Source organism: Candidatus Krumholzibacteriia bacterium (assembly GCA_035268685.1).
In the GTDB taxonomy this organism is placed as follows: Bacteria; Krumholzibacteriota; Krumholzibacteriia; order JAJRXK01; family JAJRXK01; genus JAJRXK01.
This window is the reverse complement of record DATFKK010000035.1, coordinates 1-12,368: the sequence shown is the minus strand read 5'-3', so window position 1 is coordinate 12,368 and position 12,368 is coordinate 1. Positions and strand designations below refer to the sequence as shown.

Here is a 12,368-nt window from a genome sequence, read left to right as displayed (position 1 = left end):
GGATCCCGTCAACAAACGTCCGATCTCGGACGAACTGCGGGAAGGGCGATCCCGTGTGCCGCGGGTCGGAGGACTGGCATCCATCCGATTCCGGGTCAGCGGCCCCGCTGGCCCCAACGTCGCGTGAGCTCGACGTCCAGATCGAGCTGGTCGGCGATCCGCTGGACGACGAAGTCGACCAGGTCGTCGATCGATTCCGGCCGGTGGTAGAAGCCGGGCATGGCGGGAAGCACCACGGCACCGGCGCGGGTGACCTTCGACATGGTCTCGAGGTGGACCAGGCTGAGCGGGGTCTCGCGGGGCACCAGCACGAGCTTCCGACGCTCCTTCAGGGCGACGTCGGCCGCACGGCTGATCAGGTCGTCGCTGGTCCCGTGGGCGATGCGGGCCATGGTCCCCATGCTGCAGGGCAGGATCACCATGCCGGCGTAGCGGGCGCTGCCGCTGGCCATGGGACTGTGGTAGTCGCGCTTGTCGAAGACCCGGACGCGCTTCGCGCCATCGTCTCCCACGCCGGAGCGCTCGATCGCCCGCTCCAGACAGGTCTCGAAGTCGTCCCCGAGCTCGGCGCGACAGACGGTGTCGACGTTGCCGCTGGCCGCCACGTGCAGCTCCACGCCCGCGCGGACGGCGACCTCGACGAAGCGCACCCAGTAGGGTGCGCCGCTGGCGCCGGTGATTCCCAGTGCCAGCGGGCGACGATCTTCTGCGTTCGGGGCCATGGGGCTCCGTCGAGGGGGCTACAGCAGGGCGAAACTCTCGGCCGCGGCGTTCAGCGTGTGGGCCACTTCGTCGGGACCGTGGGCCGCTCCCACGAAGAAGGCCTCGAAGGGAGACGGTGCGAGGTAGACGCCCCGCTCCAGCATGGCCGCATGGAAACGATAGAAGCGCTCGGCATCGCACGCCGCGGCGCCGGCGAAGTCCTCGACCGGACGGTCGGTGAAGTACGCACACCCCATGCTTCCCGCGCTCTGCACCCGGAGCGGGATGCCTGCGTCCGACGCGGCACTCTCGAGTCCCTCGCCGAGCATCTTCGTGGTCTCCTCGACCCGGTCGAAGATCGACGGATCGCGGAAGAGCTCGGTGAGCGCGGCGAGACCGCCGGCCACGGCGAGCGGATTGCCGCTCAGGGTCCCGGCCTGATAGATCGGACCGGCAGGACTGACCTGCTCCATGAGTTCGCGGCGGCCCCCGTAGGCACCCACGGGCAGACCGCCCCCGATCACCTTGCCCAGCGTGGTCATGTCGGGTGTCACCCCGTAGCGCCCCTGCGCCCCCTGGGGCCCGACCCGGAAGCCGGTCATGACCTCGTCGAAGATCAGTACCGCACCGTGCTCGTCGCACAGACTCCGCAGACCCTCGAGGAATCCTTCCTTCGGCTTCACCAGGCCCATGTTCCCCGCCACCGGCTCGACGATCACGGCGGCGACCTGGTCGCGGTTCTGCTCGAAGAGCTTCGTCACGCCCTCGAGGTCGTTGTACGGAACGGTCAACGTGTCCTGCGCCGTGGCCGCGGGGACGCCCGGACTGCTGGGCGTGCCATGGGTCGCCAGGCCGCTGCCGGCCTCGATGAGGAAGGCGTCGCCGTGGCCGTGATAACAGCCGACGAACTTGACGAACTTGTCGCGCCCGGTGGCGCCGCGGGCCACGCGGACCGCGCTCATCGTGGCCTCGGTTCCGCTGCTCACCAGGCGGACCATGTCGAGACTCGGCACGCGTTCGCACAGCAGCTCGGCGAGTTCGATCTCCGACGCGGTCGGGGTGCCGAAGCTGGTGCCGCGCTCGGCGGCGGCCTTCACCGCGTCGACCACGGCCGGATGGGCATGACCCAGGACCAGGGGACCCCAGCTCCCGATGTAGTCCACGTAGCGGTTCCCGTCCTCGTCCTCGAACCAGGCCCCTTCACCGCGGACGATGAACGGGGACACCACGTGCGCGCCGCCGAAGGCACGGACCGGCGAGTTCACACCACCGGGGATGACCTTGCGCGCGCGTTCGAGCAGGGACTGGCTCTTCGTCTGATCCATTGGGGCTCCGTCGGAACACGGGGGCGATGCATGTCGGCGACACGGCCGCGTCGCCGAACGGGCAACATAACAGGATCGGTCGTCGGTGGAAACGCGACGGTCTGCTCAGCACGCAGCCCGGCGCGCGGCGATCCAGAGCTGGCCCACGGCGAGTCCGGAATCCCCGGCCGGGATGCTCTCGTTCAGGGCCAGACGCCGGCCCGTCTCCCGGGCGCGCACGTGGAATCCCCGGCGCAGCCAGGGGTTCGAGAAGCAGCCACCGCCGGCGGCGACCACGTCGAGACCCTGGCACTCGGCCATGTCGAAGGCGCGCCGGGCCACCCAGGCCGACAGGGAACGCTGCACCCAGCGCGCGTCCTCCACGAGATCGCCGTCGTCCTCGGCCCGGGCGAGGAGGCGTTCGATCCAGGCGGCGAGGAAACTGGCCGGCTCCAGACGGGCGGTCTCGACGTCGGTCGACTCGGCGTCGGCAACGCCGGCCACCAGTTCGAGGCGCCGGGCCGCGACACCGGCCGACGACGTGCGGCGCGCCACGCCCAGCACGGCGGCAGCCGCGTCGTAGAGTTTCCCGAAGCTGTGGACGGTCACGCAGCCGACGTCATGGGTGAGCATGGACAGCGCACTGTCCGCGGTCTGGGCATCGGTGGCCAACCGGTGCGCCCACAACTCGGCGAGTGCCGGACCACAGGCATCGTGGATCAGGCCGACCGCCACCCGCCACGGATCGCGCGGCGCTGCGTCGGCGCCGGGCACCCGGAAGCCGGGGATCGTCTCCAGGAGATCACCATGGCCGGCCTCGATCCGGAGGATGCGGCCGGCACCGAGCTCCGGATCGACCAGTTGGCCGGAGGAGTCGAGCGACACCCCGAGGACCGGAGACTCGATGCAGTGCTCGGCCAGGATCGACCCCACGTGGGCGTGGTGATGATCGACCAGCACGGTCCGGGCTCCCAGCTCGGCGGCCAGGGCCCGCGCCGGCTGCTCCCGGATCGGGTCCGCCACCACGCACCTGGGCTCGCACCCCCAGAGGGCGAGCATCCGGTCGACGGTGCGCCGGAAGGCGGCCGCAGCCCGCGAAGTGCCGAGGTCGCCGACGGGCTGGCTCAACCGCAGTGTGTTCCCCTCGGCAACGCCGATCGCGACCTCGTGCGTCCCGCCGATCGCGAGCATGGGAGGAACCTCCCACGGCAGCAGCAGCGGACGCGGCGCCAGGCCGCTCGCACGGCGCAGGACCACCGGCCGGTCGTCCTCGACGCGGAGCACGGAGTCCTCGCAGCCGGCGTGCAGGTCGAGATCGTGCAGCACGAGCGCGTCGGCGACGTCCATGAGGTCTTCGCGCGCGTCGTCGTTCTCCAGGACCGCCACGTCGTCGCGACGCGCCGCCCGGGCCACGACCAGGGGTTCGCCCAGGGAATCCATCAGCAGGAAGTGGACAGCGGCCCGCGGCAGCATGACGGCCACCTCGCCGCCGCGGGCGGTCGCGGCGTCGAGCCAGCCGCCGAACTCCCGCCGAGGCAGCAGGACCAGGGGCGCCGACGGATCCTCCAGGAGTGTGACCGCGGACTCGCTGACGTCGGCGATCTCCCGGGCCGCGGCAACGTCGGCGACCATCAGCCCGAAGGTCGTGTCGGGTTCCTCCATGCGTCTCCGCAGACGCTCGACCGCCTGCACGTCGCGCGCCCGGGCGACGAAGCGGAAGCAGCAGGTGTCCTTCAGGCCCAGGATCGCTCCCGACCGTAGCGCACGGACGGCACTGTCGATCTCGTCGATCGCGTCGTCGATCGGAGGCGCGGGCTCGATCCAATAGCTCGGACCGCAGTCCGGGCAGCAGATGGTGGTCGAGCCGAAGTGGCGGCTGCCGGGATCCTCGAATTCCTCCCAGCAGTCCTCGCAGGGTTCGAAGGGTGCGAAGGTGGTGTTCACCCGGGCGAAGGGCAGGCGATGGGTGACCGTGTAGCCCGGCCCGCACTCCGGACACGCGATGAACGCGTAGCGATAACGGCGCGACCGAGGATCGCCCATCTCGGCGCGGCACGCCGGGCACACGCCGTTGCGCGCCGAGCCCGCCCAGGGCGCCTGCGCCGAGTTGACGGCCGCGACCGTCGAGGCGACCCTGTCATCCATGATCGACCTCACGGCTCTCGATTCCGCACGCTCGCTCTTCGACGCGCTCGACACCGGCGTGATCGTGCTCGACGGGGATCTGCGCCCCGTCTGGACCAATCGCGCCTACCGCGAATCGATGGCTTCGCGTCTCGAGGTGTGTGAGAAGCACTGCTTCACCGGCCTCAACCCGGGCGACACACGGTGCGAGGACTGCATTCCCCCGCAGGTCCAACGCACGGGCCGCACGATCGAGACCGTGCGCACCATTCGGGACGAGTCCGGTCGTATCCATTCGTTCCGTGTCGTCCTCACGCCCATTCGTGACGGCAGCGGAAGCGTCGCGGCGATCCTGATTCCGCTTCCCGACCCGAGCCGGACAGGTGGGCACGCCTGGCGCGAACGTTTCCTGGTGAGCGCGATCCGCAACGGCAACGACGCCGTGTTCGCCGTCGATCGACAGAACACCGTCCGCTTCTGGAACCGGGGCGCAGAGTCGATCTTCGGCTGGTCGATCGAGGAGGCCGTCGGACGTTCCATTCATCAACTCTTCGACGAGGTCGACGACGACACGCTGCAGGTCTTCACGCCCAGCGATCCGCACGCGACGATCGCCAAACGCGAGATCGAGTTGGTCGCCCGAACCGGCGCCGCGGTGTGGGTGGAACTGAGCCGCACTCCGCTCCTGGACGGCAGCGGCCGGCCGAACGGTTTCAGCTTCGTGCTGCGCGACGTCACCGAACGCCGACGCGCGGCCGAGAAGATGGCCTTCACCGAGCGCATGAGCGCCGTCGGCAACATGGCCGCTGCGCTGGCCCACGAGATCGGCACGCCGCTCGGCGTGATCAGCAACAGCGCCGAGTTCCTGCTGCTCGATCTCGACCACGACGATCCGCGCCGTGAGGACCTCGAGGTCATGCTTCACGAGGCCGAACGCATCGGCGGCCTGGTGCGCGACCTGCTCGAGTTCGCGCGCCCGGAGAAGCCGGAGATGGAGGAACTCCGCTTCGAGCACGTGCTCGAGCGGATCGAACGCCTCGTCCGCCACACTGCCCGCAAGCAGAAGACCGAGCTCGCGTTCACGGTGGCGGAGGACCTGCCGACGGTCCACGGCGACGCGAACCAGCTCGAGCAGGTCGTCCTGAATCTCACGATGAATGCTCTTCAGGCGCTCAAAGAGGGTGGTCGCGTCGAGCTGCAGCTCGGTCCGCACGAAGATGGTGTCCTGTTGCGGGTCCTCGACGACGGGCCCGGAATCCCGCCCGAGGGGTTGGAACGCATCTTCCACCCCTTCTACACCACCAAGCCCAACGGAACGGGGCTCGGGCTCGCCGTCTGCAAGCGCATCGTGGAGGATCACCGGGGCCACCTCACGGCCGGACGAGCGGAAACGGGGGGAGCGGCCTTCCTCGTCTGGCTGCCGGCTCACGTCTCGCCTTCGTGAGCCGACGGGCATCAGACCTTTGCCCGAACCGAAGACCACTCCCCAGCGTGATCAGGTGGTCGCCAACTCGACGGCGTCGGCTCCACCCTTCAGCGCCTCGAGATTCGCCGCGCGGATCTGCTCGGTGCGGCCGAGCTGTCCGACGATGTTCTCGAGCGCGTCCTGGCCCGGGAAGCCCAGCACCTTCATCAGGGCTCCGACCATGACCACGTTCGCGACCTTCCCGCTGCCGAGCCCGTCGGCGATCCTGGTCGCCGGAATGGCGAAGACCCGCAGGTCGTCGCGTGTGGGCTCGACGTCGATCAGGCTGTTGTCGTAGATCAACACGCTGCCCGGTTCGAGCTCGGCCTCGAACTTCTCGAGCGACGGGCGATTCATGGCGATCAGCACGTTCGACTCGACCACCGTGGGGTTGCCGATCTCGTTGCGGCTGACGACCACCGAGCAGTTCGCGGTCCCTCCGCGCATCTCGGGCCCGTAGCTGGGCAACCAGGTCGACTGCATGCCCTCGCGGGTGCTCCCCTTGGCCACCAGCTCACCGAGCATGAGGATGCCCTGGCCACCGAAACCGGCCGCCTTGATCTTCAAGGATTCGACCTGCTCGCCCTTCTCGAAGGCGGCGGCCCAGGGCACTCCCTCGTGCGTCCGCATCACTTCGTCACCACGTCCGCCCCCCCGGACGACCTCGTCGACGAGCTTTGGGTCGTAGACACCCGGGTCCGGCGGCGTCGGCCGCTCGTGGGGCTCGTCCTTGTAGGTCTGCGGCGGGAAGATCGGGACCATGTTCTCCTCGATCCAGTCGAGCGAGTCGACGGGGTCCATCTTCCAACCGGTCGGGCACTGGCTCAGGATCTCGACCAACGAGAACCCCTTGCCCTCCATCTGGTACTTCAGGGCCTTCTTGATGGCCTTCCTCGTCTTGGTGATGTTGCCGGCCGTGGTCAAGCTGTGGCGCGCGGCCAGGCTCACACCATCGAGACCGCTCATCAACTCGGCGACCTTCATCGGTGCGCCGTAGTCGGCGAAGGCGCGGCCCTCCGGCGTGGTCGTGGTCTTCATGCCCAGCAGCGACGTGGGCGCCAGCTGACCGCCGGTCATGCCGTAGATCGCGTTGTTCACGAAGATCACGCTGATGTTCTCGCCGCGGTTGGCGGCCTGCAGGATGTTGTTCCCGCCGATGGCCGCGAGGTCTCCGTCGCCCTGGTAACTGATCACGATGCTGTCGGGGCGCGAGCGCTTGATGCCCGTCGCCACCGCCGGTGCGCGACCGTGCGCCACCTGCACGTTGCCGGTGTCGAAGTAGTAGTAGGCGAAGACCGAGCAGCCGACGGGGCTGATCAGGACCACGCGATCACGGATGCCCAGCTCGTCGATCACCTCGGCCATGAGCTTGTGGATCACGCCATGCCCGCAGCCGGGGCAGTAGTGCGTGGCCGCCGGTTCGGCGCCGCCCTTGCGTTCGAAGTTCCCGTAGAAGCTCTCGGGCTTGTGCATGGTCTTCATGACTTCGCCTCCCCAGTGGCCTTGGCCCGATTGACGACGATCTCCTCGAGGATGTCTTCCTCGGCCGGCACGTTGCCGCCCGCGCGTCCGTAGAACCACACCGGAGCGAGGTCGCCGACCGAGAGGCGGACGTCCTCGACCATCTGGCCGGTGCTCATCTCGACGACCATGCAGGCATCACTGCCCTCGACGGCCGCGCGCAGCGCGTCGACCGGGAAGGGCCACAGCGTGATCGGGCGCACCAGACCGAGCTTGATGCCCTGCTCGCGGCCGGCGTCGACCACGCCCTTGAGGATGCGGCTCACGATGCCGTAGCCCACGAGGACGATCTCGGCATCGTCGGTGCGGTACTCTTCCCAGCGCGTCTCACGCTCGGCGATCGTGGCCGCCTTCTGCTCGAGGTGCTCGATGTGTGCCTCGAGCTCGTCGGGCTTCAGGTAGATCGAGCACACCAGGTTCTGTCGCGTCTCGGGCGTGCCCTGCACGCTCCAGTTCGTCTTGTCGGGCAGGTCGGTGACCGGCTTCGGCAGGTAGACGGGCTCCTTCATCTGGCCCACGAGACCGTCGGCCAGGACGATCACCGGCGTACGGTAGCGATCGGCGATGTCGAAGCTCGTCATCGTCAGGTCGCACATCTCCTGCACGCTGTTCGGCGCGAGGACCGGCATCTTGTAGCAGCCGTGACCGCCGCCCTTGACCATCTGGAAGTAGTCGCCCTGCTCGGGAGCGATGTTCCCCAGGCCGGGGCCGCCGCGCATGATGTCGACGATGACCATGGGCAGCTCGCTGCCCGCGGAGTAGCTGATGCCCTCCTGCTTCAGGCTCATGCCCGGCGAACTGCTCGCCGTGATGCAACGGACCCCGGACGAGGCGGCGCCGTAGACCATGTTGATGGCGGCGACTTCGCTCTCGGCCTGCAGGAACACCCCGCCCGTGGCGGGGAACAGAGCGGCCGCGGTGTGGGCGATCTCACTCGCCGGCGTGATCGGATAGCCGAAGAAGCTGCGAGCGCCGGCGAGCAGAGCGCCGTGCACGATGGCCTCGTTGCCCTTCATGAAGACGGGCGCCGCGTCGGCGGGAGGTGTGAAGGGGACCTTGCGCCCGGCGGTGTCGAGGGTGCCGGTCGACGCCTCGCGCGCGTCCTTGCACCGGAAGCCACGGCGTTCGGTCTTCGCGGGCGTGCCGTTCGATTCGGTTCGGGTCGAACTCATGATTCCTCCTCGACGCGCCCTAGCGGAAGCGGGTCACGGTGATGCCGCCCGGCTCCGGGCAGGCGTGGAAGCAGATCCCGCAGCCGGTGCAGCCGGAGCCGACGTACTGCGCGTACCGGTATCCGCGGCGGTTCAGGTCCTCGGATCGGACCAGGAGATCGTTCGGGCACATGGCGATGCAAAGGCCGCATCCCTTGCAGAGATCCGCCTCGATCTCGACCGTGCCACGATCCTGCTGATGTTTGGTGGTTTCCATGTCCAGGAGCTCCTTGCGCTGCTGGTGTGTTCGGGCACTTCTCGATGCAGCACGGTGCGCACCTCGCCGATCCGCGCCGATCGGCCAATGTTGTGACACAGGCCCAAGCCCTTGGAACTGCGCGACTTGGCGCGGGGGATACGCGAAATCGCACCGGGTGTCCTCCCGGTGCGATTCGAGCGCTCGGACAATTTGTCTGCAGTCCACGATCTGGCTCCGAAAAGCCTCGGACAGGTTGTCCGCCCGGAGCCGGATCAGGCTTCGGGGCGGATCTGCTGGGAGAGGTAGTTCTGGATCCCCATCGTCTCGATCTGCTCGAGCTGGGCCTCGTTCCAGTCCACGGCCTCCTCGGTGTCGGCCAGGATCTCCTCGAGCATCAGACGCGAACCGTTGTCGCCGTGTTCGCGGCACAGGACGATGGCCTTGTTCAGGCGCTCGACGTGCGTCGTCTCGAGCTTCAGGTCGACCTCGTGCATCTCCTTCACGTTCTCGCCCACCAGCACGTTGAAGTAGCGCTGCATGTTCGGAACGCCGTCCAGGTACAGGATGCGATCGATCACCTTGTCGGCGTGCTGCATCTCTTCCATGGACTCGTCGTAGAAGAGCTTGGCCAGGCGCTGGTACTCCCAGTTCGCGCACATCTTGTGGTGGATGAAGTACTGGTTGATGGCGGTGAGTTCAGCGGTGAGGACGTCGTTCAGCGCTTCGACGATGGCGGCGTCGACCTTCATGCGGATTCGCTCCCGGGATGATCGGAGGTTTGCAGGGATTCGCACAGCATACCGCGGATCGTCGTTCCGCACGACCCGCAGCATCCCTTCGCCGGGCCGTGGCAGGTGACCTGCCGCATGGAGCTGGCGCCGCGGTCGATCGCGGCCTGGACGTCACGATCGGTGATGCCGCGGCAATGGCAGATGATCATGGGGAATTCCTCCGTCGGGGACCGGTTCCCGGGTCTTCGGCCTCGATTCGATGATACTGAATATCTCTTTCATCCTCCTGACGCGCCAGTCCGGTGATGTGACCCACGTCCGTTGACAGGGTCCTCCTTTGGACATATTCCAATCTCATGGCCCATGATGCCCTCCACATCACCGAGCTCCTGCGCGCCGAGGGGATCCAGCCCTCCGCCCAGCGGGTGGCGGTGGCGCGATACGTCCTCTTCACCGACGACCACCCGACCGCCGACCAGGTCTGGTCGGAGGTCCGGCGGGACTTCCCGGTGATCTCGCGGGCGACCGTGTACAACACGCTCAACCTGTTCGCCGAGAAGGGCTTGCTGCAGTCGCACAGCTTCGACGACGGCGCCGGGGTGTTCGACGCCAACACCGAGCCCCATCATCACTTCATCGACGAGGAGACGGGGCGGATCGTCGACATCCCCATCGACCGGTTGCGCGTCTCGGGCATCCACGAGCTCGAGGGCCTCGACGTCGACGACGTCCGGGTCGTGCTCAGAGGCCGGCTGAAGGACGGTCCGAGGTGATCGAAGCGGGGCCGGGCGGCGGTCGTCGCTCCCGTCCTCAGTCCTCCCGCGCGTTCAGGTGACGGGTGATCGTCCGGGCGCTGATCCCGAGGAGTGCCGCGGCCTTCTGCTTGTCGCCCTGGCTCAACTGCAGGGCCTGGTCGATGAGCAGGTCCTCGACCTCGCGCATGGTGGTGCCGATCGGAACCTTGAGGTAGGCGCCGTCACGCTCGCCCTGTCGCGTGCCCACGTGGGGTGGAAGGTCGTGCGGTCCGATCACACCGTCCTTGCACAGCACGACCGCGCGCTCGATGGCGTTCTCGAGTTCCCGTACGTTGCCCGGCCAGTCGTAGCGGACCAGGGCCTCGTTGGTCTCGGGTAGGAGTGCCGGAATCCGCGTGTCGTCGCGCGCGTACTTCGCGGCGAAGTGTGCGGCGAGCAGCGGGACGTCGTCCGGTCGTACACGAAGAGGCGGGACCTCGAGAGGAATCACGGCCAGCCGGTAGTAGAGATCCTCACGGAAACGGCCCTTCTCGACCTGCTGGCGCAGGTCGCGGTGGGTCGCCGCCAGGACACGGACGTCGACCCCGATCGTCTGCGTGCCGCCGAGCCGTTCGAACTCGCGCTCCTGGAGCACCCGCAGCAGCTTGACCTGCATCTCGAGGGGAATGTCGCCGATCTCGTCGAGGAACAGCGTGCCGCCGTCGGCGAGCTCGAAGCGGCCGGGCTTGCGGCGGTCGGCTCCGGTGAAGGCGCCGCGTTCGTAGCCGAAGAGTTCGGCCTCGAGCAGGCTGTCGGGGAGGGCCGCACAGCTGACCTTGACGAAGGGCTTGCGCGCCCGGTCGCTGGCCTCGTGGATCGCCCGGGCCACGACCTCCTTCCCGGTCCCGCTCTCACCGAGGATCAGGACCGTGGCCTCGCTCGGTGCGACCTGCGCCACCATGTCCAGAACCCGGCGCATGGCGTCGCTGTTGCCGACCACGCTGCGACCGCCACCGTCGGCCACCTGTTGCCGAAGGCGACGGTTCTCGGCCAGAAGGGATCGACGCTCCATCGCCCGGCTCACGATCTTCAGGAGCTGCATCCGCTTGAAGGGTTTGGGCAGGAAATCGTAGGCACCCTTCCGCATGGCCTCGACCGCCGTCTCGATCGTGCCGTAGCCGGTCATCATGATGATCTCGAGGTCGGGGTACAGGCGCTTCGCCGTCTCGACGAACTGCATCCCGTCCATTCCCTCCATCCGCAGGTCCGTCAGCACGACGTCGACGTCGTGGTCGGCCCCACGGAGCCGATCCAGGGCCTCGTTGGCGCTGGTCGCCGTCAGCACCGCGTAGCCCTCGCGCACGAGCATCCGCTCCTGCGACCGGAGCATCTGCTCCTCGTCGTCGACGACCAGGACCGTCCCGGGCTCCAGGGCCTCGTCGGGACGTTCTGTTCCACCGTTGTTCATACTTCCACCACGCGATGAAGGACGGGCCCGGACGTTCGCATCCGCTCGACAGTTTGTCAGGGGAGGGTGCGGTCGGCCCGGGTCCGGTGGACAGGATGTCCACTGCCCCCCGGTTCCCGCCAGCCCGGATCGCTCGGCCATGGTGTGAAATCGTGAACGCCGGGCTGCGCGCAGAATTCCGGGCCTCCCCGAAACCACGCGTTGGGGGGCGGAAACCGCTGTATTCCGTGGCCGGAATATAGGTTGTACGCCCTGTCACGATTCCCGACCCGCGGTCGGCACCGCCTTCGCTTCCGTCCCCCTCCGAACGCTCGGGACCCCCGTCCCGCCACCCGTGGACCCGCGGTCCCGGGTTTCCCCCGACTCGAGACGGAAGCAACGGAGAGAGCCCATGTCGAAACGAGCGCTGCTCTCACTGCTCGTCGTGACCTTCGCCTTCACGCTCGGCCCCGTCGGCTGCAGCGACGACGACGACATCGACGACAACGGCGGCCTGACCGGCCCCATCACGGCGGACGTGCAGCTGACCTGCATCGAATGCCACACCAGCGAAGAGGCCCTGCGCGCCACCGTGTCGGAAGAAGAGGATCCGCACGGGGGAGAGGGCGAAGCCGAAGGCGAAGGCTGAGGCGGCTCGGTGCCTCCGGTGGAGGCATGGGCCAAGGTCTTCATCACCGGTGAAGGCGGAGAAGAATTCCTGAACGACACCGAAGTCCACATGCGTCTGGGCTGCATCGGCTGCCACGGTGGCAACGAGGGCCGCAACACGAAGGACGTCGCTCACGAGGGTTTCGACGTGGATCCCAGTGAGGGCGAGAACAACAAGTGCGCCGATCTGTGCCACCAGCCGGAGCTCGGCCACTACTACACCGACAGCGTCCACGCGACGCAGGTGGGCTACAAGACCCT

Annotated in this window: 13 protein-coding genes; 4 read left to right on the top strand and 9 right to left on the bottom strand. The window is 68.0% G+C overall.

Features of this window, described 5'->3' with window-relative positions; all coding sequences use genetic code 11:
* Positions 1 to 95: 95 nt before the first annotated feature.
* From VKA86_03505 to VKA86_03495, 3 genes are all read right to left on the bottom strand, one after another.
* The gene (locus VKA86_03505) at positions 96 to 722 is read right to left on the bottom strand and encodes a UbiX family flavin prenyltransferase (GenBank protein HKK70257.1); all 627 of its coding nucleotides are present in this window, start codon (positions 720 to 722) and stop codon (positions 96 to 98) included.
* 18 nt (positions 723 to 740) lie between these two features.
* Positions 741 to 2,027: a glutamate-1-semialdehyde 2,1-aminomutase gene (hemL, locus tag VKA86_03500; protein ID HKK70256.1), complete on the bottom strand. Its 1,287-nt coding sequence runs from the start codon at positions 2,025 to 2,027 to the stop codon at positions 741 to 743.
* A gap of 105 nt (positions 2,028 to 2,132) precedes the next feature.
* Entirely contained in the window at positions 2,133 to 4,151 is a 2,019-nt protein-coding gene (locus VKA86_03495) for a Sua5/YciO/YrdC/YwlC family protein (protein ID HKK70255.1), read from the bottom strand.
* Here VKA86_03495 and VKA86_03490 point away from each other — a divergent pair.
* A complete protein-coding gene (locus VKA86_03490) occupies positions 4,150 to 5,574 on the top strand; it encodes an ATP-binding protein (protein ID HKK70254.1) in 1,425 nt (474 codons plus the stop codon). The genes VKA86_03495 and VKA86_03490 overlap by 2 nt on opposite strands.
* Before the next feature lie 51 nt (positions 5,575 to 5,625).
* On the opposite strand, the gene VKA86_03485 is transcribed toward VKA86_03490, so the two are convergent.
* From VKA86_03485 to VKA86_03465, 5 genes are all read right to left on the bottom strand, one after another.
* Positions 5,626 to 7,077, bottom strand: coding sequence for a 2-oxoacid:acceptor oxidoreductase family protein (locus tag VKA86_03485; protein ID HKK70253.1), 1,452 nt, complete (start codon positions 7,075 to 7,077; stop codon positions 5,626 to 5,628).
* Positions 7,074 to 8,132: a 3-methyl-2-oxobutanoate dehydrogenase subunit VorB gene (locus tag VKA86_03480; protein ID HKK70252.1), complete on the bottom strand. Its 1,059-nt coding sequence runs from the start codon at positions 8,130 to 8,132 to the stop codon at positions 7,074 to 7,076. The genes VKA86_03485 and VKA86_03480 overlap by 4 nt, the downstream gene beginning before the upstream one ends.
* Positions 8,133 to 8,307: 175 nt before the next feature.
* Complete coding sequence (locus VKA86_03475; GenBank protein HKK70251.1) at positions 8,308 to 8,544, bottom strand: 4Fe-4S dicluster domain-containing protein; 237 nt, start codon at positions 8,542 to 8,544, stop codon at positions 8,308 to 8,310.
* Positions 8,545 to 8,798: 254 nt separating this feature from the next.
* Positions 8,799 to 9,275: a bacterioferritin gene (bfr, locus tag VKA86_03470; GenBank protein ID HKK70250.1), complete on the bottom strand. Its 477-nt coding sequence runs from the start codon at positions 9,273 to 9,275 to the stop codon at positions 8,799 to 8,801.
* On the bottom strand, positions 9,272 to 9,466 hold the full coding sequence (locus VKA86_03465; protein HKK70249.1) for a (2Fe-2S)-binding protein: 195 nt from the start codon (positions 9,464 to 9,466) through the stop codon (positions 9,272 to 9,274). The genes bfr and VKA86_03465 overlap by 4 nt, the downstream gene beginning before the upstream one ends.
* Before the next feature lie 147 nt (positions 9,467 to 9,613).
* On the opposite strand from VKA86_03465, the gene VKA86_03460 reads away from it, so the two are divergent.
* Positions 9,614 to 10,030 carry a Fur family transcriptional regulator gene (locus VKA86_03460; GenBank protein ID HKK70248.1) on the top strand — a complete coding sequence of 139 codons (417 nt, stop codon included), beginning with the start codon at positions 9,614 to 9,616 and terminating at the stop codon, positions 10,028 to 10,030.
* 37 nt (positions 10,031 to 10,067) lie between these two features.
* Here VKA86_03460 and VKA86_03455 read toward each other — a convergent pair whose 3' ends face one another.
* Entirely contained in the window at positions 10,068 to 11,459 is a 1,392-nt protein-coding gene (locus tag VKA86_03455) for a sigma-54 dependent transcriptional regulator (protein ID HKK70247.1), read from the bottom strand.
* A 391-nt stretch (positions 11,460 to 11,850) separates the two neighbouring features.
* Here VKA86_03455 and VKA86_03450 point away from each other — a divergent pair, with 391 nt between their 5' ends.
* Together VKA86_03450 and VKA86_03445 are read left to right on the top strand one after the other, a co-directional pair.
* Positions 11,851 to 12,087: a hypothetical protein gene (locus tag VKA86_03450; GenBank protein ID HKK70246.1), complete on the top strand. Its 237-nt coding sequence runs from the start codon at positions 11,851 to 11,853 to the stop codon at positions 12,085 to 12,087.
* 18 nt (positions 12,088 to 12,105) lie between these two features.
* Positions 12,106 to 12,368: hypothetical protein (locus VKA86_03445; GenBank protein ID HKK70245.1), on the top strand; the 263-nt coding region annotated here is incomplete at its 3' end.

What these genes read in the sequence shown, in the direction of transcription:
- VKA86_03505 (HKK70257.1), bottom strand. Translation starts at nt 722, where the DNA reads ATGGCCCCGAACGCAGAAGATCGTCGCCCGCTGGCACTGGGAATCACC.
- hemL (HKK70256.1), bottom strand. Translation starts at nt 2,027, where the DNA reads ATGGATCAGACGAAGAGCCAGTCCCTGCTCGAACGCGCGCGCAAGGTC.
- VKA86_03490 (HKK70254.1), top strand. Translation starts at nt 4,150, where the DNA reads ATGATCGACCTCACGGCTCTCGATTCCGCACGCTCGCTCTTCGACGCG.
- VKA86_03495 (HKK70255.1), bottom strand. Translation starts at nt 4,151, where the DNA reads ATGGATGACAGGGTCGCCTCGACGGTCGCGGCCGTCAACTCGGCGCAG.
- VKA86_03485 (HKK70253.1), bottom strand. Translation starts at nt 7,077, where the DNA reads ATGAAGACCATGCACAAGCCCGAGAGCTTCTACGGGAACTTCGAACGC.
- VKA86_03480 (HKK70252.1), bottom strand. Translation starts at nt 8,132, where the DNA reads ATGAAGGGCAACGAGGCCATCGTGCACGGCGCTCTGCTCGCCGGCGCT.
- VKA86_03475 (HKK70251.1), bottom strand. Translation starts at nt 8,544, where the DNA reads ATGGAAACCACCAAACATCAGCAGGATCGTGGCACGGTCGAGATCGAG.
- bfr (HKK70250.1), bottom strand. Translation starts at nt 9,275, where the DNA reads ATGAAGGTCGACGCCGCCATCGTCGAAGCGCTGAACGACGTCCTCACC.
- VKA86_03465 (HKK70249.1), bottom strand. Translation starts at nt 9,466, where the DNA reads ATGATCATCTGCCATTGCCGCGGCATCACCGATCGTGACGTCCAGGCC.
- VKA86_03460 (HKK70248.1), top strand. Translation starts at nt 9,614, where the DNA reads ATGGCCCATGATGCCCTCCACATCACCGAGCTCCTGCGCGCCGAGGGG.
- VKA86_03455 (HKK70247.1), bottom strand. Translation starts at nt 11,459, where the DNA reads ATGAACAACGGTGGAACAGAACGTCCCGACGAGGCCCTGGAGCCCGGG.
- VKA86_03450 (HKK70246.1), top strand. Translation starts at nt 11,851, where the DNA reads ATGTCGAAACGAGCGCTGCTCTCACTGCTCGTCGTGACCTTCGCCTTC.